Genomic DNA, 18,575 nt, shown 5'->3' on the forward strand with positions numbered 1-18,575 from the left:
AAAAATAAACAATAAATAAGGTGATATAGTGAGTAATAAAGTTGAAGTTTTAATGCATCCCGTAAGAATGAAAATTTGCCAAGTACTTATGAGAAATAAGGAAGATGGGTTAACACCATTAGAAATGGTAAAAATCATTGAAAATGTACCACAAGCAACTCTATATAGACATCTACAAACCATGGTTGATTCTGGTATTGTCCATGTGATTAAAGAAAAAAAAGTGAAATCTGTTTCTGAAAAATATTACGCAATAAATGAAGAAGATGCAAAAATTGAAGGAAGTGAATGGAAGGGATTATCTAATAAGGAAAAGTTAAACTACATTTCCTATTACCAGTTATCACTTATGACACAATATCAAAGTTATCTTAAGAAATTAGATGAACAAAACAGCCAAGAAGATAATGCTTCTTTTTCTGTAGTGGAATTAAAGTTAGATGAGGAACACTTTATAAATTTTCAAAATGAACTTAATGAATTAATGACTAAATACTACCATGCCCAAAGTAAGGGAAACGCAATAGAGGATCCAGTTCGGACCATCGCTATTACAATTATTCCAGAAGCTTAAACTAATTCGATATAAAAAATACAGGCTGATGATTCTTTAGCATAGGAAAAATCGGCTTTTTTTATGTCTAAATTTACTTAGCGTATGTTTTTCGCTTTTTTTGGTAGGACCCCATGCCCATCAACTTAAGGAGTGTAAACACCCCCACAACAAAAAATGAGCTGACTTCTCAAAATAACTAACTGTAGAGAAAGAGAATTTTCATTTAGGGGGTACTTTTATGCTAAAAAAAGGCTTATAAAGTTGGTAGCTCAAAAATTAAATTAGGATACTCCGTAAGTATATGCTAGACTTGGTTTACCATTTGATTTACTGTTTTCATGTCCTTTACGAGTCGGGGGTTCTTTGTTTCACGGAAAAAAAGCAGACTCTTATAAAAGAGCCTGCCTTCCCTGGTTTGTAAAATTAAGAAGCTTTACGTACGTTTGAAGCTTGAGGTCCACGTTGACCTTGCTCCAAATCAAAAGTCACTGCTTGACCTTCTTCTAAAGTTTTGTAACCTTCGCCTTGAATCGCTGAGAAATGAACGAATACATCGTCTCCACCTTCACGTTCGATGAATCCGAAGCCTTTTTCGCCATTAAACCATTTTACATTACCTTTTTCCATTTGTATTGCCTCCTAGTGTGTAAACACACACAATGTAATACTATCCTTGCTCTCAGTGATCATAAAGGTGAAAAGTTACCAATCCTTTACACCGAACAAAAATAATTCATTTTAATACTAACATTTTTTGTAATAAATGTCAAGGTGAAGAAAAGACAGCTACTATGTTTATGCAAATGTTAGAGCTAAAGAAAAACACGTTTCATAAAATAATGACGGAATATGAGGAAATAAAGTAGGATCTCTCTTATTAGAAATCCTACTTTTTCTTTGGTTGTAAGAATCGTGATGTTTTTGTATCAGAATAGTATTGTGTATATCGAACAAAATAAAAGACAACTCCAATTAAGAGTTGTCTTTTTGTGTAATAAAATCCCCAAAATATGAAAATATACAAACGAATATAATACGCTATGGTTGATATTATAACAAAACGGATGAGTATTGAAAATAAAAAGAATGTAGTAATGATTTTTTAAGGTTTTAGTTAAAAAAGCCTCGAAAATAAACCATTTATAAATGTTTCCTTTAAATATGATTATTGTATTTCGAGGGGTTCCTTATAAATCTTAGCTATATATTTTACAAAATCAATGACGGGATAGTATATGAGTGAACGGTGCTGCGTAAAACGAACCCCTGCTTTTTCCATTTTCGAAATGAGTTGTTCAACTTCCATCTCTTTTTGTTGTATTCTATCATAATTTTGATATACAATGTTTTTCCATTGATAGGAAGAGCCGTGAAAATAACTCTCCCCTTTTACCCTGTGACTAAATATAATTTCTATTTTTTCTCTACGTTGTTTTTCCTTCATATGCGCTTCTGTTGACTGCATGTTTATCGCCTCTTCCCTTTTTTGTTGTATAACAAAATTTGGTCTAACTCACCATACATAGCCAATGTACATTGTTCTAGTTGGGATTTGTCGTTTAAGGCTATCTCATCCACTTTATTTGGTTTTCAAGTGCTTAATCTAATATATTGGATTTACATCTAAATAAGTTGTTAATGTGTATAAAACACTATCTATCTTTATTATAAAATGATTCTTTATAAGCATGCACCTTTTTACACTCACGAAGATTTATAACATGACGAGTACCTTCATCCATGAATGTTATTCTGAATTTACTGAGGTTAGTTTCTTTATTTAGGCTAACTAACATATTGTATGCCTCAGTATCTATTTTATAAAAAAAGAAAATAGATGTAACGGTCCCCCTTTTAATAAAAAAATCCTATAAAAATATAGCGCTCTTAAAAGGTTTTGTTACAAATTTATTATGTTTGACTTAAAAAAAGGAACGTAATATTTATTTGTAGAAAATTTTAAGAGTAAAAATAGAATGACTATCTTTGATAAGAAATGGGGGGACTTTTATGCTAACAAATGATTTAGATTTCCGATTAGAACCACGTTTAAAAGAACTGTATGAACAACATAAAATTAGAGCGCAGAAGATAGACTGGGGTTATCATGAGTTTTTACCATGGGATAAGGGAATGGACTTTAAAAGAGTTCCTTGGGGTGAAAGTCAAGTTACTCTTCCTACTGGTGTAATTACAGCCATTGAAACAGCTTTATTAACAGAAGTGAATTTACCTTGGTTTACCACGTATTTATCTGCGACTTTTAAAGGGTCCCTCTCTGTTATTACAGACTTTATTCATACTTGGACATCAGAAGAGGATCAACATTCGAATCTATTGGAGACATATTTACTACTCACTCGAAGTGTGAATCCTAAACGAATACATGAATTAAGAAAGTCAGTCGTTGAGGCGGGATTTGAACCTGATTTTCATACACCAATCGAAGCTATGACGTATACGACGCTACAAGAACTTGCAACGATGGTGTTTTACAATAATGTTGCTAAGGTTGCAAGTAAGCATGATCCAGATCTTGCTACGTTATTACGTCGTCTTGCCAAAGATGAGACTCTTCATTATGCTTTTTATCGAGACGTCATTCGAACACATTTGGAATTAGAACCTAATTATTGCTATCATATTGCCAATGTAATTAAGAATTTTAAAATGCCAGGTGCCGTCATGCCTGATTTTGAAAATAGAATGGCTGTAATTGCAAAAGAAGCGAACTATGGACCACTACAATATTTTGATCAAGTACTTGATGTAGTGATTGAGTATTGGGGGTTAAAAGCCCTACGACCAATTGCACCTCTAGCTGAAAAAGCAAGAATTGAGATTTTGGATTACCACACAAGATTGAAAAAAATAAGGGATCGATTTGGTCGTTTTCAAGGGAAAAACTGATCTACGTTAATGAGTAGAGGTTTCAGAATATACGAGGGGAAATTCCCCTTCCCTTTATGGGAAATCTGACACACTCCCTATGTTTTTTGTGCTATTTTTATTCGATTTGATTTTTAAAGAAAAAGTAATTGACAGCAAAAATAATTTTATGATATTATGAAATATTTGATAAAAAAACACATATATGTTAAGGTTAAGAAGGTTACCATATATGGAGGTGGATTATATGTTTCAAATTGGCGATAACATTGTTTATCCAATGCACGGAGCAGGTATAATTGAAGCCATAGAAGAAAAAGAATTCTCAGGAAAAAAACAACAGTATTTTGTCATAAAAATGTCGATCAGTAATATGCAAGTCATGATTCCTACGGGTAAAATATTGAATTCGAATATACGCCCAGTTATTGATATACTTGCATTAAAGCACATTATACACATTTTTCACCATGAAGAATCCTGTAAATTACTGCCGTGGAAACAAAGGCATAAAGTGAACACGGACAAAATAAAAACGGGTGAAATACAAGAAGGTGCTGAAGTTGTACGGGATTTAATGCGTATGAAGAAAGAAAAAGCACTCAATACAAGCGAAAAAAAATTGTTGGATGATGCATATAGATTTTTGGTCAGTGAACTAGAATTAATTAAAGGAATCACTGAAAATCAAATAAAAAGTTTCTGTTAAGGTTCATTATAAATAATGCGTTATATCCTCTAAAAACATTCTAAATCTTTCGGGAATATGATGAGTATTAAAAGCAACTCATTTCAAAGACATTCAATTTCTTCAACTCACTTTTAGAGTAGGAACCTCTTTTGTTATTACTTCAATCTAATCCATTTTTATTTTTAAATTTCTTTTACGAACGTTCGAAGTTTCATTAAATAACTCGATCAAATAGTCACTTGAATTTTTGCAATCCTGATTCACACTGGCACGGACAAGGAGCCGTAAGGATGAAAGAGAGGTAGGGCTTTCATTGTTTTAGGTATATATCTAAGTCATTATTTCTAAAAGAAAAAACAATCAATCTCATCTCTATCTTTAAGAATTTTTACATTCACTGAGACAGTGAATAGTAATTGTTTATCTTCTTTTCATAAGAGAGATACGCGAGTTGGTAACATCTAAATATATGGTCAACGATACAAATTGATGGGATTTCTAGAACTAGAAACCATTTTTACAATTTATTTAACATAATAAGATTAAATGAAACAATAAGAAGGAGTGAAGATATGAAACGCATGCCAACGCAAGAATTAAGTAACGAGTTAAAGAAGCGGAAAGGGATTACTTCTATAAAGATTGAGCCTTATGAAAAAATTGAAGTTGGTGGAATTGTTGTAGATGGACCGGCTGTTATTTTAATCAATCAAGAATACCTGAAAATTGTTGAATGAAGAAAAGGATGATCCTTTACGAAAAGGGATGATCCTTTTTGTTTGCTGCAACTTTTATTTGATGTGTTGGGATTAAAAGGAAGGAGAGGGTCGGAATTATCATAATGGAAAGCTTAATATTGGTAGGGTTTCTTTTTACGTTATATAAATTAGTTGATAAAAAAACAAACTAATTTACATAACGTTATATTATTTCCTTTTTAAGGGTGAGATTTATTTGATAGTGAAATGGATAATTTAAAGGAGGAATTTAGATGAATGCAAGGAAAGAACGCATAAAATACGAAAAGATGTCAAAAAATTATGACCGTATTTATTCAGTTTCGTTTATCCTATTAATTATACTTGTTTGTAGTAGTGTGATTATCATAGGAGCTACAGGAGGAAAATATGGAGTGTTTTTATTGTTAGCAATTTTACTTAACGCACGTATTACGAAAGAATCTCAAAAAAAGTATGAGCACTATTCTAATAAAGGCCGTATTTAAAATGATACATATCCAGAAACGAACAACCTAGATGTATATTCAAAATATCCCTTTATCATCTCCTATTAACTAGTAAAAGTAACTTTATATAAATCATTTTTTTTAGCAATGTAGAAATAGAAACCGTACCCTATTAAAATGTTATTTCCGTCCATATAATGAATTATCCTTCTAGCATATTTATAAGATTTATATCATATATTAGTAGAAAGAATGCAAGTTAGAAAGGAGTCTTATAGAATGAGTTATTTGGAGGGAAATGACTTTAGTAAACAAAATATGGTAAGTGTGCCTAATCCCTATGTATATCAGACATTACAATCAGTAATTGGTAAACATGTGGTTATTGAAACTGTAAGAGGCAATATAAGAGGTAAATTAAAGGATGTGAAACCAGATCATTTGCTCATTGAAGATACGGCGCCATATATTGTACGCATTCAACAAATTGTATGGATTATGCCAAAGCAATAATCAAATTTTAAAAAAATTAATGTCATAGTCCACCAAGTAAAAACACAGGGTTTTATCTCTGTGTTTCTTCAAATTTCCGTTTTTGAATATATGCTTGAGCATGAATAAGTTCTTCCTGAAGCTCTTTTAATTCTTTTGTAGATTCGGATTCAATAGCCATGTAAGTAGTAACTAAACTAATCATCATATCCATCTTCTCTACTATATTTTGAATGACTTGTTCAGATTGCTCTTTTTGAGGGTGTTGTATTGCTATTAATACATTTTCTATATAATTGTTCTTTCTTTGCTGGATATCATAAATAAACTGTTTTGTGTTTGAGTTCATTTGTTTTCCCTCCGTTTTGGATATATCTTCATTCTATCATATTTGAATAGAAAATATTGAATGGGCCGTTCTTACTTGCAATATTCATCGGTTAAAGAGGTACAACCGAGATACGTGTAAAAATAGGCCATAGCCTTACTTTTTTTCCAACTATGACCTATTGAGCTTATAGGGGTAGCACCATACATCCATCAAGCTAAAGTTTTGAAGTACCCTCTAAATGAAATTTTTCTTTCTCTACATAACGTGACCTAATTGATACTACGAAATACAAAAACATCCTGCATGTTTGAACCATGCAGGATGTTTTCTAGTCTTTGTTTTTCATAATGTAAGAAACCAGACGAAGGATCTCTAGATATAACCATACTAATGTCATCATAAGTCCTACTGCGCTGTACCATTCCATATACTTTGGTGCTCCACTATGAGTACCATGTTCAATTGAATCAAAATCTAGTAATAAATCTAATGCAGCAACAACAATTACAATTGCACTTATGATAATACTAATTGTCCCACCTTGATGAATATATGGAACAGTCACCCCTAAGATGCTCAATAAGAAAACAATAAAATACATAATAAAAATTCCAAGTGTTGCAACCGTTACAACCGCACGAAACTTTTTAGTTACTTTTACTATTCGAGTTGCGTATAACACTAACATGGAAAATAAAATCGAAATTGTTAGTAATACGGCAGTTAAAGCGATAGAATCACCAAAGCGCATTGTATAATATGCTGAAATACTTCCTAATAAAACCCCTTGTAATATTGCGTAAATCGGTGCGCAAATTGGGGATATGCGCGGAACGAATATAACCACAAAAGCGACAATTAGAGTAACTATTATAATTCCAATTAACACGGGTATTTTCATTGTCTCTTGTGTCATCTGTACGTAGGAATAGACAGATGCTGCAAGAAGTAAGATAAGCAAAATGAATGTTTTTCCTATCGTTCCACCTATTGTCATCGTAGAAGCGCTTGTCTTCTTTTCATGGAATTTGTCTTTTTTTAACATTGGATTAGATGTTTTCATGCTTTCCTCCCAAAATATCTTTTACTTATAAAGTGATTTTTTATATCTCTAATTTCTTATTGATAATGCGACCTGTAATCGCTACGAGTACAATTATTAACAAGCAAGTAAAACATAGACCCAAAATAGTGAAATCTTCAATAGGGTAAAATGATGTATCAAAAAAATCATTCTTATCCATGAACCCAGAACTTTTAATAGTAACTGCATATTTCTCTAATTTACTTAACACATTCATTACTATTGTTTGTATTGTTGAAAAGATAGCAACGAAAATGATGAATAAAATTATTTTACTCATCCATGACTTCACTGGAAACAGCCTTATAATGGCTATGATAAAATAACAAGAAATAAGGATACTCATGAAATCGATTCCCCATAAAAGAAAAGCAAATATGTGTTGGAAGATTCCGTAACTATACAACTTGTGATATTCTTGTCGAAATTCTCCGGTTACTTCCCCACCATAAAGACTCGGATTATAACCAATTACTTTTCCATCATAAAGACTTTGTGAAAAATAATATGAAAAAATTAAGCCTATACCTAATAAAATAATAAACATTAATGTAAAAAATAATAAATTCGTATATATATATTTTTGGGTTGGGATGGTTGTATAACGAATCATAGAATTTTTTAATATTTTATTGAAAGAAGGCAGCGCTATTAGAAGAAGTAAAAATGCAGCTATACCAATTATTATTAGGTATATGAGTAATACTAAATCCTTTAAAAACGGAGGTAGTACCCTTGAGAGTCCTATCGTACTAAATAAAAGAAGTAAAGAAATAATAATAAAACCAGAATAAAAGACTGCTATTTTTTTTCTATTGCACTTATATAAATAGAGAAAAAGTGGGTTCATTGCTCAAACACCTCCCTAAACAATTCATGTACTGCTTTCCCGTGATGAAAACGAATTTCCTCTACGTTTTCATGTAATATAATAGTTCCGTCTTTTAAAAAGATTACTTCATCAAATATATTTTCGATTTCTTCTATTAAATGAGTTGAAATGAGAATGGTACAATCTTCTCGGTAAAATTTAAGAATTAAATCTAGTACATGTTTTCTAGAAACAAGATCAATTCCACCCAATGGCTCATCTAATATATATAACTTTGCTTTCCTGGAGAAAGTTAAGATAAGTTGTAATTTTTCCACTCCACCTTTTGATAAAGCAACTATATGCTCTTCTAATGGCATTTTAAACTCAGCTATTAAGTCCATTGCCTGATGAAAATCAAAGTCACTATAAAAATCCCGATAGAAAACTACAGCATCTTTTATCGTCATCCACTCGTCAAAAACAGGACTATCAGGCATAAATGAAACAGTTTTCTTTGATTCTATTCCTACCTTCTGACCTTCAATTGTGATAGTTCCTTTAGAAGGATAACGCAAACCAGCAATCATTTTTAATAATGTCGTTTTTCCGCTACCATTATCACCAACAAGACCAATAATTTTCCCTTCAGAAATTGTTGCACTTAAATCTTGAAGCACTGTTTTTAAGTTATATCTTTTCCACAGATTTTCAATTTTTAATAACTCTGTCATTAGTTTTCCTTCCTTTTCTTTTCTAATGAAGAATGGAGGATTGGAAGAATTTCTTCTTTCGTAAATCCTAAATTGTCCATTCCATTTATAAAATTATCAAGCAACTCTGTTGCCATTTCTTTGCGTAGTTCAGTAATCTTTTCTCCTTCACTCGTTACAAATCTCCCTGTTCCTCTTCGTGTCACAGCAATACCTTCTCGTTCTAGCTCTTGAAATGTGCGTTGAATCGTATTGGGATTCACTTGTAATTCACTGGCTAGTTCACGTACAGCTGGGATTTTATCACCCGGTGCTAAACGACCTGTTACAATTTCCTTTTTTATGTATTCCATTACCTGAATATAAATCGGGATATTAGGAGAAAAATCAATTTCCATTTCTTCCCTCCTCAGTATTAGTGTACTAGATGAATAATACACTAATACTGATTGTGTGTAAATGGTAATTTTTCCAAACTATATATAATAAATAAAGGATGATATCTGAAAGAAATACGGCCAAAAACCAGTTCTTAAACTCATTACTAAAAACAAAATCCCATAACAAACATTAAATGTCGTTTATGGAAATTTGTTAACGTACGGTAAAACCCAGGTTTTTAACTTAGAAATTCCTTAGCATACGAAGTTCGCGTTTAGTTGGCGCGACCTCATTATTAACTCGTCTATTAATTTAAATGTAGCTCTGTTAATCTCGAAATACACTTTCAACTTACCAACTATGAATTTTATTTTCATCTGCCTCACTCTCTTTTTTGATTTGATAAATCATTTTAGTTAATCGGACACGTAAATATAATTCTTAAGCTGTTCGACTGTTTTTTATGTAAAAGTAGCAATTGTTCATAACAACCAAAATAACAGTGTTTTGAATGTATCCTTTTTGGATATTTATTCGAAATATGAAGAAATGTTATAAACACAGTGATTGAAAGAAAGTAAACTTTTGGGTAAAAGTTTACTTTCTTTTTTATTGTATTATTATTGGCTAAGTAGTTTAGAGTTTCTTGTCCTATGTTCAAAAAGTTTAGACTTTCATGTCCCGTTATTGAGACATGAAAATGGATACTTTTTAGACACGAAAGTAGATACTTCTTGAATATCTTTCGTTACTAATATAAATTCCAAATGAATTTTCACTTCACATTTAATAAGGTTTTGCTGAAATGCAAAAAAAAGAGAGCAAAACTCTCTTTTCATTTAATCAATATTATTTTTAAAAATTTAAATAATAAAAAATAGCCAGTTAAAAGAGCGTGTTGTTATATATTTAGCTAAACACACTCTTACCAATATTTAAACCCTATATTAATTTCTTATTCCATTCATTTAACTTATTCATCCTTTTTTTTATTCGGTTATAAGCTTCAAATTCATAACCTTTTTCATTTAATCTTTTTATAATCTGTGAGCTGCTACCATCCTGCACTTGCATTCATACCAGATCCCATAAAATTAATAAATAATGGCCATAATAACGGCCATAACGTAAGAAGTATATTTAGAATTATAAGTATACTATATACCCCAGGGAAATTATGATTTTTACTACTTACCAATACTAAAATCGATAATAATATTATGGGTATTAAATATAAAAATATCATTATAAACCAATACCATGTCATTAAAGTAAGACTCAATGGTCCTAATATCTCGTGTACAACTCCGAATGATATTCCTAATGCTCCAAAACTAAAGGTTGTAATTATTGTTTTTAGAAGCACTTTAGCCAATTTTGAATCGTACGTTTTTCTACTATATAGACCTATCACAATATACAACGATAGATATGCCATTAATACACCTATCCAAATCAATAGCCAGTCTGCATCTAACATAAAGATGTCAAACAGCGCCCAACACACCCCTACTATTGAAAAAACAAGGGAAATAATTATATATTTTAAAACTGGTTTCATGTTCATTTCACGTCCTTTAAAAACTTAAGAATACATTATTAGCTTGTATTCTTCTTTTTCTATCGCTTTACTATAGTCTGTTGTATATTCAATAACAGTAATCCCTTTACTTCTAAGTAGATTTTTTTCCACGGTTTCGCATCAGTTGACAGTTTGAAAATTAATATTAATTTATTTTAATTAAATATATATTAACATTATATTAAGTATAAGTAAATAAAATTAATTTAAATTTAATATACTCCACTCATTTAATGGAGATTATTTATATGAACAATATTAATGTTGTTCAAAAAATTATGGCATTTCGAAAAGGTGCAGGATTAACTAGTAAACATTTAGCTGAAATAGCTGATACAACGCCTTCCATGTTAAGTAAGATTGAGCAATGGATCACGAATCCACCCTTACAAACACTAAAGTTAATTTCTGTAGCATTAAATATTCTTTTATTAAATTTTTTCTTGGAAAATACCAATACAGAAGAATTAGTTGTAAGAGCTAACCAAAGATAAAAATAACTTTCCCTGAAAGCGGTAATGTTTCGTATGAGTTATTATCTCCTAATTTAGATGGATCACTGGAATTGGCTTTAATCAATCAGCTACCTCAAACCGCTTCATCTATGGAGCCTGTGGCACATAAAGGTGAAGAAATAGCATTTATTATAAAAGGGCACGTAAAACTATATCTAAATGATGAGGTTTTACTTGAGATCCAGGTGATAGCGGTAAAATACATCACCATTTGCTAGTATTCTTCCATTACTTCTTTTTGAATTATACTCCCTCCTGTTCTCCATACAATATACCTACCTAGATTCAATTTATGTTTTAAATTGTTATTTTTTATCCACCTCAATCAAGCTAGCAAAACTAAATATCATTTTACTTTTTTATTATATAGACTATACTAATTTCTCTTCCCACTTATAGGTTTCGTTTAAGCTAAAAAATATAGCCTCAAGAACGGGATCCTGAGACTCTATTTTTATTTTAGAAAGGACAGCATAACTTTCTCTGTTTCTTCTTTACTTAAATCACCTGCAATAATAAAGACTTGAAAAGCGCTATTCTTTCCTTTTGCAGGAACAATCATTTGCATTACTTTATAGGTTTCCTCTGTATCAAGACTTTCAACTAAGGTTATTTTTGTACCTTCTAATTCATAATTTGTTACCTTTTCATTATAATCCGCTTTTTTATTCGAGAATTCTATTCCCTCAGCAGTAACTGCAGATTGGTGCACAATATATACATTATCTTTACTTTCATTTTGATATTCATAAATAAAATCGGGATTCATTTTTCCAGTAGTCATCGGTGTATTAACACCTTCTCCAGTTAATTTAAACCCTTTTACCACATAACTTGGGGTGTTAATTGGAAAATCAACATATTTCTGTGCTTCCTTTTTAGTTAATCTAAAATGCGAATGAATTTTCTCTCTAAATGGTCCAATTTCTTCACTGTTTTTCTCATATTTTTTTTCCTCTTCTGGGTCTAACTTTTCAGGACTTCCTACTTGCCTTACTTTTTTATCTAAAATATGTGCTTCTGTTTCCAATGTAATGAATCGATCAAATTCTTCTTTCGTAAACAGATTCCTCGCCACTCCAATCTCTGTAAGTAAAGTATTATAGTCTCCTTCGGAAACAAAAAATTCTGCTTCTGCTTGTTCTTTTGTACCAATCATTTTTTCTACAATTCGCTGTATAGGAACATCTGTTCGTGTTTTTAATTCTTTCATATTATTTTTCACTTCTAATTGTTGTTTCTCAGGGTTAGTCGGCTGATCAGCACGGGCGTTTAATAAGGATACAGATGATACTGCAATCACTGCCACAGCCCCTATCGCAGACCAACGATATGATTTTTTTTGGAATTTTTTAATCATTAGAATTCTCCTTTTTAACGCTCTCTTGTTTTTACTAAAATTTGCTATACTTGGTACTTGATAATAACTTGAGTAGTGTTCCAATAGACTAATAATAGTATATCCATACGCAATTTGTTCCTCTGAATCTATACATGTAAGAGCTAATGCATCGCATGCTAGTTCTTGATCTTCCCGCATACATGAGTAGGCATACCATAGAATGGGATTAAACCAATTTAAAATGAGTAAGCCATGCATAAGCCAGTTCACACCAACATCTCTTCGCTTGATGTGAGCTAATTCATGATAAAAAATATATCGTAACTGTTGTTCATCTAATATTTCCATATGTACAGTTGACAATAACAACTTGGGACGAATAAATCCGAACACTGTTGGACTGGAAACCTTTCCAGATACAAATAGAGGGATATTCCGTTGAATAGACATAGAGTACTTACACCTTTCAAAAATCTGGATAATCTTCTCATCTGTAATAACAGGTTGTTTTCTTATGTAAAGTAATAAACGCCTGTTCATTATAAAAGTAGCAAAGCTTAGAAGGATAACTCCAGTAAGCCAAATGCATATAAAGACTGTATAAAACGAAATCGTCTCATCAGCATGCTTTTCATTATTGTGTGTTTGTGTCTTGTTTGCCTGATTAGTTTTTGTTGAACTTGAGGTATAAGTACCTTCTTTTGTGAGAATCTTTGTATCGTCTATACCTTTCAATTCTTGCATGCGTTCTTTTGAAAGAAAACTAGCTACAGGGTTTTGGCTAGAAATGAATGCATCATCACTCTTATAAGTAAGAACAGAATAGATACTATAGGAACTATCTGGCGACCAAGGTAATACAAGTCTTATAATTAATATGATCCACAGCATATATTGCCAACGTGGAGTTAACTTATTTCTAAACAAGACCTTAATACATAAGATTAGGCCCACTAATATACTAGCCATAATAGTGGTCTCAATCATCCAATCAAAAAAAGCAGGTAGATAGATATTTATAAATTTTTCTATCACTATAATCTATCCTTCCTCAGATTTTCCTCAGTTTTCTCATCCAGAATACGTTTAAGTTCGTTAATATCTTCTGAAGACAGCTTTTCTTCTTTTAAGAAATTTACAAGTAAAGGTTTAAATGCTGCACCATAGAAACGTTTAAGTAAAGATTTCGTTTCTACTTGTAAATAACTATCTTGCGATACTAAAGGATAATAAGAGTACAAACGCCCTTTATCTTGATGGTAAGCTACTGCTTCTTTGTGAACTAATCGATTAATCAGCGTTCGAATCGTTTTGGGTTTCCAATCCATTTTCACCTCTAACGCTACAATCACCTCATTTGCTGTTTGTGGAGATTGTGACCATAATACTTTCATTACTTCTAATTCAGCCTCCGAAATTTTAGGTAATTCTTTCATTGTTTAAAATTACACCTCTCTGTATTACATTTGTAATCTATAACTGCATATTACACTTGTAATCTCGCGTTGTCAATCGTATTTAATGTTTGTAGAATCCTTTCCTATGCCCATTAACATAAATTTAGACTATCATTTTCTCCTAATGAGACAAGAAAGCAGATCTTTCATAAATATTTTTTGTTACTAATATAGACTTAAATTTTAACTTCAAACTTTGTGCATTTGTTGTTGTATAAAGGCATGAACATGGGAGCTTTTTAGACAAGATAGTGGATACTATTTTATAAACAATAGCTTCTGTAAAATTTAATATTATTATATTATAAAGAAATTTACTTACTCTAAATCATAAGTAAATTTCTTTTGATTAAAAGATAGTTATTTCTATTAATAACTCCCAGTGGGAAATCCAACAATATAATTAACTATTTAAATTTAACTGTTAATCAGACTTAAAAATTGCCCTATTTTAATAGCAATTTTTTATTATTTTCACATTATATTTGATTGCTCTTTGTCTTGCTTCTCGATAGTAAATTTTGAAACTAATGCTGACAATGCTTCTACTTTTTCTTTTATTTTGTTAGATTGATTCGATATCTCCTTGATTGATGCTGCTTGTGATTGGATAGATTGTACAGTTTGAGTTGTTTCCTTAGCTACTTGCGTGGCAGTTTCAGAAACACTGGACATAGAGGCATTGACTTCTTCTGTACCCGCAGACATTTCTTCTGTCGCTGCAGATACTTCTTGAATTTGACTAGTGATTTTATTAATAGCCGACATAATAGATGTGAATGCTTGATCTACTTTATTAGCTGTTTCTTTTCCTTCTGAAGCTTTTTGTTGACCTCTTTGCATTGCAACAACTGTATCTTTTGTATCTTGTTGAATGGCTTGTATTAAATGATTGATTTCATATGCAGATGTTTTAGACTGCTCAGCTAAATTTCCTACTTCCGCTGCCACTACTGCAAATCCTTTTCCGTTTTCTCCAGCACGTGCAGCTTCAATTGAGGCGTTCAAGGCAAGAAGATTTGTTTGTTCCGCAATATTAGTGATTGCATCCAGAGCTTTATCTATTTGTTGCGTACGTGTAACAAGCCTCTCAATTACTTTAGAAGTTTCTTCAACAACCTCATGAATACTATTCATTTGAATTATAGATTCTTTTATCACTTCACTACCAGAATTGACTTGTTCTGCTGTTGTGACAGCCACTTCTGTAACCGTTGTTGAAGATTCAGCTACGGTTTGAACTCCAGTCGCAATTTCTTCCATTGATGATGAACTTTCTTGAATACTTGTAACTTGTCCTTCTATTTTTTTATCAACCTCAGATATTGTTTGAACAACTTCTCTTGAAATATGGGATGCTCGTTTAGTATCTTGCAACATTCCATTGGTAGAAGAAATAACCTCTTGTGTTGTGTTTTTTACTTCCCCAATTAAGTGTTGCAAGTTATCCAGCATACTATTAAAAGACTTCACAATGCTTCCTAATTCATTATTTGATTTATAAGAAGTACGTATTGTTAAGTCACCTTTAGATACTCGCTCCATATCTTTTTCTAATAATACAATTGGTTGTTTAATCGCACTTTTAATGATATAACCAATAAAAACAACAATTGCAATTGCTATAATGGAGATACTAACAAACAGCATCATGGTATTTGTTGCACTGTCAGTATTATTTTTTTGTAATTGATCTGCATTATTAGTATTAAATTGGATAAGTTCGCGAATTGCCTGAATTGACTTTTTCATATTAGGATCAACCTCTTTTAGGTAATAAGCATATGCTTCTTCATTATTAGATTGTCCCAAATCTTGCACTTTTTTCAGTTGTGTTCTTAAGTCTTTGAATATTGTATAAAATGTGTTATACAATTCCTTTTCTCTATTAGAACTAACTCTTGTCTCAAACTTCTTTAATAACTGATCAGTTTCTGCACGAGCTACATCTATTTCTGTTAAAAGTTCTTTTATTCGTTTTTCATCTTTTGATAGGATCGTTTCCTTTACATTCATATTAATAAGATAAAAATTAGACTCTATAGCTCCTATCCACTGAATTGGCAATAAACTATCTTCATACATAGTAGTAGAAGCATGCTCCCCTTTTTTAAGGCCCCAAAATCCTAGTATAGATAATATGATACAAGAGACACTTGCTATAACTACCATTACGTTTAGTGTTGTTCCAATTTTACTGTTTTTTAAAAACGACAATTAAATCCACCTCATTGTTATATAGTAATTAAGTAATTGAATGTATAAAAATAAAAACCATTTAATTAATTATTTATATACATTGAAAAAAACTATATTTAAATTTAATAATAAAAAATAAATGGTTAAAAGAGCGTGTTGTTATATATTTAGGTCAACGCGCTCTTACATATATTTTTAAACCTTATATCAATTTCTTATTTCATTCATTTAACTCATAATTACTTTTTATATTTGTTTATCATGCCAGAAGTTTATCGGAAAATGATTATTCTCATCATATGCTTCAAATTCATACCCTTTTTCTTTTAATCCTTTTATAATTGCTGGAACTGCCGCGACAGATTGTGGATGTATATCGTGCATTAAAACAATTTCTTTTGAAGACGTCGCACTTGCTAAGACATTTTGAACAATTTTTGCAGCTGCTACATCAACGGGTAATTTATTGTATTTCCAATCTAAAGAATCAATTGTCCAATCCCATACTTTTAAATTATTTCTGACCACTTCATCTCGAAGTGATTCATTTAAGCCAGGCATTGATCCATATGGTGGACGTGTTAATTTGGGTGTGTTTCCAATAACATTTCGAATTAAAGATTGATCTTCTTTCATTTCCTTAACATATTCCCGATTGGTGTATAACATTTTAAAATCATGTTTCATACTATGCATACCCACATAATGGTTCTCTACATGCTCTCGTTTTACCGAATCTGGGAACCTTCTCACATTATCGCCAATTAAAAAGAATGTTGCTTTCACATCATTTTTCTTTAATACATCTAATAGGTTAGCTGTATACTTTCCTGGTCCATCATCAAAAGTTAAATATGCAACTTTTCTTTCTTTACCATCAAAACGATTAGGTATCGATTTTTTAAATTCATTTTTAGGTAGACCGCTCACTTGTTGAACACTGTTTACCTCTTCCGCATTTACCAGCTTAGGATTCGTAATAGATTGAAACATGTAATACCCTATTGCTACTAATGTAATAGCCAACAATACACTTATAATTCTTTTTTTCTTAAGCTTAATTTTCATATTATAATCTTCTTTCTATCCTATTATTTCACTTTATGTTGTTTAATTATATTATCCTATTAGTTTATAAAGTTCTTTAACTTAACCAATGTCAATTTTGGATTACTTATTTTAATAATCTATATAGGTAAAAATTAGTGTCCTGCACTAGCATTCATGCCATTTCCTATGATAGTTAGAACCAAAGGATATAATACTGGTCCTAGGGTAAGGAAAATGTTTAAAATTACAATAAATGTATATAACAGGCTGTAATTTTGACTATTTTGATGTACAAATACTAGGATAACTAATGTTATTATAGTAATGAAATGTAGTAATAACATTATCAACCAATAATACATCATTATAGTAAGATTCGCCTTTCCTAATAGTTGGCATGTTATCCCTATTATTATTCCTAATACTGTAGAATTAAAGGAAATAAACAAAATTCTTTTTAATATTCTAGATAATGTTTTGTGATCCACAGTTTTATTATATAAGCCTATTAAAATGCCCAAAGATAGATATGCCAGTAATAACCCTACCCAATCCCAGATCCAATCTTGACCTCCCATTAAAGTAAACAAAAGCGAAATGCCCCCTCCTACTGCAAGAATCAAGGAGATTATAATGTTAGTTAAAGCTGATTTCATAATGTTTTCACTTCCTAAAAAATTTTATAATAAAGCATTGGTGTTTACTCATATGTTGTCATTTATTTATTAGAACTTCTTTTTAATTAACTGAGAATCTGTTTGCTTGTATTTTCTTCCATTACTTTTTTTAGAATCATACTTCCTCCTGCTCCCTATACAATTTGTGTACCTTGATTCAATTTATGTTTTAAATCATTATTTTGTAAAGAGCCTCTCCCCCACTTTATGCAATTTAATAGGTCTAATCATTCCTGCTAATATTGTTGGTTCTAGCTAAATAACCTCTTTACCCACTATTTTTTTTAATAGTTTATATAAATGATTATCACCAACTGTATATGCCCCACATAAAAATGGTTCCATTGCTTCCCCTACAAACCCAAATGCTATTCCAAGTGCCAGTCCATCCGCTATTGCATTATTGTCAATCCCAAAATCTTATACAGAAATTCAATCATATAATCAGGTCATCATACTTAATAGTTCACATGGAAAAATAAGTATCAATCATTTCTCGTCTTATTTACTATTCTCACAACTATGCAGGTGCTTGAAAATTAATCATACTTTATTATAATTAAGTATATTAACAACATGTTTAGTATAAGTGAATAACATTAATTTTAATTTTATTTAC

General features: G+C 31.1%; 19 protein-coding genes and 2 pseudogenes. 8 read left to right on the forward strand and 13 right to left on the reverse strand.

What is annotated here, in order from left to right; all coding sequences use genetic code 11:
• Positions 1-28 precede the first annotated feature (28 nt).
• Positions 29-574 carry a transcriptional regulator gene (locus AB6801_RS20155; protein WP_000066861.1) on the forward strand — a complete coding sequence of 182 codons (546 nt, stop codon included), beginning with the start codon at positions 29-31 and terminating at the stop codon, positions 572-574.
• 405 nt (positions 575-979) lie between these two features.
• Here the strand turns inward: AB6801_RS20155 and AB6801_RS20160 are convergent, their stop codons facing one another.
• Positions 980-1,183 (reverse strand): cold-shock protein, encoded by a 204-nt coding sequence (locus AB6801_RS20160; RefSeq protein WP_000410775.1) that lies wholly within the window; start codon positions 1,181-1,183, stop codon positions 980-982.
• A gap of 149 nt (positions 1,184-1,332) precedes the next feature.
• Here AB6801_RS20160 and AB6801_RS20165 point away from each other — a divergent pair.
• Positions 1,333-1,422 (forward strand): annotated as a pseudogene (locus tag AB6801_RS20165) (integrase); the annotation flags it as partial.
• Between the two features lie 299 nt (positions 1,423-1,721).
• Here AB6801_RS20165 and AB6801_RS20170 read toward each other — a convergent pair.
• Positions 1,722-2,021 carry a hypothetical protein gene (locus AB6801_RS20170; RefSeq protein ID WP_001191997.1) on the reverse strand — a complete coding sequence of 100 codons (300 nt, stop codon included), beginning with the start codon at positions 2,019-2,021 and terminating at the stop codon, positions 1,722-1,724.
• Between the two features lie 545 nt (positions 2,022-2,566).
• Between AB6801_RS20170 and AB6801_RS20175 the strand changes: the two genes are divergently transcribed.
• The 5 genes from AB6801_RS20175 (at position 2,567) to AB6801_RS20195 (ending at position 5,835) form a co-directional block, all read left to right on the forward strand.
• Positions 2,567-3,466: an acyl-ACP desaturase gene (locus tag AB6801_RS20175; RefSeq protein ID WP_047387351.1), complete on the forward strand. Its 900-nt coding sequence runs from the start codon at positions 2,567-2,569 to the stop codon at positions 3,464-3,466.
• Between the two features lie 226 nt (positions 3,467-3,692).
• Positions 3,693-4,154 (forward strand): CarD family transcriptional regulator, encoded by a 462-nt coding sequence (locus AB6801_RS20180; RefSeq protein WP_000486305.1) that lies wholly within the window; start codon positions 3,693-3,695, stop codon positions 4,152-4,154.
• Between the two features lie 554 nt (positions 4,155-4,708).
• Entirely contained in the window at positions 4,709-4,873 is a 165-nt protein-coding gene (locus AB6801_RS20185; protein WP_000827566.1) for a BC1881 family protein, read from the forward strand.
• A 254-nt stretch (positions 4,874-5,127) separates the two neighbouring features.
• Positions 5,128-5,361 (forward strand): hypothetical protein, encoded by a 234-nt coding sequence (locus tag AB6801_RS20190; protein ID WP_000993974.1) that lies wholly within the window; start codon positions 5,128-5,130, stop codon positions 5,359-5,361.
• A 240-nt stretch (positions 5,362-5,601) separates the two neighbouring features.
• Complete coding sequence (locus AB6801_RS20195) at positions 5,602-5,835, forward strand: YuzF family protein (protein ID WP_000120817.1); 234 nt, start codon at positions 5,602-5,604, stop codon at positions 5,833-5,835.
• A 52-nt stretch (positions 5,836-5,887) separates the two neighbouring features.
• Here the strand turns inward: AB6801_RS20195 and AB6801_RS20200 are convergent, their stop codons facing one another.
• The 6 genes from AB6801_RS20200 to AB6801_RS20225 form a co-directional block, all read right to left on the reverse strand.
• Positions 5,888-6,163, reverse strand: a complete 276-nt coding sequence (locus tag AB6801_RS20200; RefSeq protein WP_001087724.1) for a hypothetical protein — start codon at positions 6,161-6,163, stop codon at positions 5,888-5,890.
• A gap of 310 nt (positions 6,164-6,473) precedes the next feature.
• The gene (locus tag AB6801_RS20205) at positions 6,474-7,208 is read right to left on the reverse strand and encodes a Bax inhibitor-1/YccA family protein (RefSeq protein ID WP_000858314.1); all 735 of its coding nucleotides are present in this window, start codon (positions 7,206-7,208) and stop codon (positions 6,474-6,476) included.
• Between the two features lie 40 nt (positions 7,209-7,248).
• The gene (locus AB6801_RS20210; protein ID WP_370941151.1) at positions 7,249-8,079 is read right to left on the reverse strand and encodes an ABC transporter permease; all 831 of its coding nucleotides are present in this window, start codon (positions 8,077-8,079) and stop codon (positions 7,249-7,251) included.
• On the reverse strand, positions 8,076-8,774 hold the full coding sequence (locus AB6801_RS20215) for an ABC transporter ATP-binding protein (RefSeq protein WP_087948236.1): 699 nt from the start codon (positions 8,772-8,774) through the stop codon (positions 8,076-8,078). The genes AB6801_RS20210 and AB6801_RS20215 overlap by 4 nt, the downstream gene beginning before the upstream one ends.
• Positions 8,774-9,151 carry a GntR family transcriptional regulator gene (locus AB6801_RS20220; protein ID WP_046946208.1) on the reverse strand — a complete coding sequence of 126 codons (378 nt, stop codon included), beginning with the start codon at positions 9,149-9,151 and terminating at the stop codon, positions 8,774-8,776. The genes AB6801_RS20215 and AB6801_RS20220 overlap by 1 nt, the downstream gene beginning before the upstream one ends.
• 1,037 nt (positions 9,152-10,188) lie before the next feature.
• Entirely contained in the window at positions 10,189-10,695 is a 507-nt protein-coding gene (locus tag AB6801_RS20225) for a DUF3902 family protein (RefSeq protein WP_000805762.1), read from the reverse strand.
• Positions 10,696-10,964: 269 nt separating this feature from the next.
• Between AB6801_RS20225 and AB6801_RS20230 the strand changes: the two are divergent.
• Positions 10,965-11,433: pseudogene (locus tag AB6801_RS20230) on the forward strand (helix-turn-helix domain-containing protein); the annotation flags it as partial.
• Positions 11,434-11,685: 252 nt separating this feature from the next.
• Here the strand turns inward: AB6801_RS20230 and AB6801_RS20235 are convergent.
• The 5 genes from AB6801_RS20235 to AB6801_RS20255 form a co-directional block, all read right to left on the reverse strand.
• Positions 11,686-13,608, reverse strand: coding sequence for a M56 family metallopeptidase (locus tag AB6801_RS20235; RefSeq protein ID WP_087948235.1), 1,923 nt, complete (start codon positions 13,606-13,608; stop codon positions 11,686-11,688).
• Entirely contained in the window at positions 13,608-14,009 is a 402-nt protein-coding gene (locus AB6801_RS20240) for a BlaI/MecI/CopY family transcriptional regulator (RefSeq protein WP_087948234.1), read from the reverse strand. Before AB6801_RS20240 ends, AB6801_RS20235 begins: the two co-directional genes overlap by 1 nt.
• 495 nt (positions 14,010-14,504) lie before the next feature.
• Positions 14,505-16,247, reverse strand: a complete 1,743-nt coding sequence (locus AB6801_RS20245) for a methyl-accepting chemotaxis protein (RefSeq protein ID WP_087948233.1) — start codon at positions 16,245-16,247, stop codon at positions 14,505-14,507.
• A 228-nt stretch (positions 16,248-16,475) separates the two neighbouring features.
• Positions 16,476-17,297 (reverse strand): peptidoglycan-N-acetylglucosamine deacetylase, encoded by an 822-nt coding sequence (locus AB6801_RS20250; protein ID WP_087948232.1) that lies wholly within the window; start codon positions 17,295-17,297, stop codon positions 16,476-16,478.
• Between the two features lie 134 nt (positions 17,298-17,431).
• Positions 17,432-17,935, reverse strand: coding sequence for a DUF3902 family protein (locus AB6801_RS20255; protein ID WP_097919103.1), 504 nt, complete (start codon positions 17,933-17,935; stop codon positions 17,432-17,434).
• Positions 17,936-18,575 lie beyond the last annotated feature (640 nt).

The organism is Bacillus sp. RCC_6_1 (assembly GCF_041360755.1).
Lineage (GTDB): Bacteria > Bacillota > Bacilli > Bacillales > Bacillaceae_G > Bacillus_A > Bacillus_A cereus.

Bases quoted from the DNA above. Each gene is read 5' to 3' on its own strand.
- AB6801_RS20160 (WP_000410775.1), bottom strand. From the start codon at position 1,183: ATGGAAAAAGGTAATGTAAAATGGTTTAATGGCGAAAAAGGCTTCGGA.
- AB6801_RS20170 (WP_001191997.1), bottom strand. From the start codon at position 2,021: ATGCAGTCAACAGAAGCGCATATGAAGGAAAAACAACGTAGAGAAAAA.
- AB6801_RS20175 (WP_047387351.1), top strand. From the start codon at position 2,567: ATGCTAACAAATGATTTAGATTTCCGATTAGAACCACGTTTAAAAGAA.
- AB6801_RS20180 (WP_000486305.1), top strand. From the start codon at position 3,693: ATGTTTCAAATTGGCGATAACATTGTTTATCCAATGCACGGAGCAGGT.
- AB6801_RS20185 (WP_000827566.1), top strand. From the start codon at position 4,709: ATGAAACGCATGCCAACGCAAGAATTAAGTAACGAGTTAAAGAAGCGG.
- AB6801_RS20190 (WP_000993974.1), top strand. From the start codon at position 5,128: ATGAATGCAAGGAAAGAACGCATAAAATACGAAAAGATGTCAAAAAAT.
- AB6801_RS20195 (WP_000120817.1), top strand. From the start codon at position 5,602: ATGAGTTATTTGGAGGGAAATGACTTTAGTAAACAAAATATGGTAAGT.
- AB6801_RS20200 (WP_001087724.1), bottom strand. From the start codon at position 6,163: ATGAACTCAAACACAAAACAGTTTATTTATGATATCCAGCAAAGAAAG.
- AB6801_RS20205 (WP_000858314.1), bottom strand. From the start codon at position 7,208: ATGAAAACATCTAATCCAATGTTAAAAAAAGACAAATTCCATGAAAAG.
- AB6801_RS20210 (WP_370941151.1), bottom strand. From the start codon at position 8,079: ATGAACCCACTTTTTCTCTATTTATATAAGTGCAATAGAAAAAAAATA.
- AB6801_RS20215 (WP_087948236.1), bottom strand. From the start codon at position 8,774: ATGACAGAGTTATTAAAAATTGAAAATCTGTGGAAAAGATATAACTTA.
- AB6801_RS20220 (WP_046946208.1), bottom strand. From the start codon at position 9,151: ATGGAAATTGATTTTTCTCCTAATATCCCGATTTATATTCAGGTAATG.
- AB6801_RS20225 (WP_000805762.1), bottom strand. From the start codon at position 10,695: ATGAAACCAGTTTTAAAATATATAATTATTTCCCTTGTTTTTTCAATA.
- AB6801_RS20240 (WP_087948234.1), bottom strand. From the start codon at position 14,009: ATGAAAGAATTACCTAAAATTTCGGAGGCTGAATTAGAAGTAATGAAA.
- AB6801_RS20250 (WP_087948232.1), bottom strand. From the start codon at position 17,297: ATGAAAATTAAGCTTAAGAAAAAAAGAATTATAAGTGTATTGTTGGCT.
- AB6801_RS20255 (WP_097919103.1), bottom strand. From the start codon at position 17,935: ATGAAATCAGCTTTAACTAACATTATAATCTCCTTGATTCTTGCAGTA.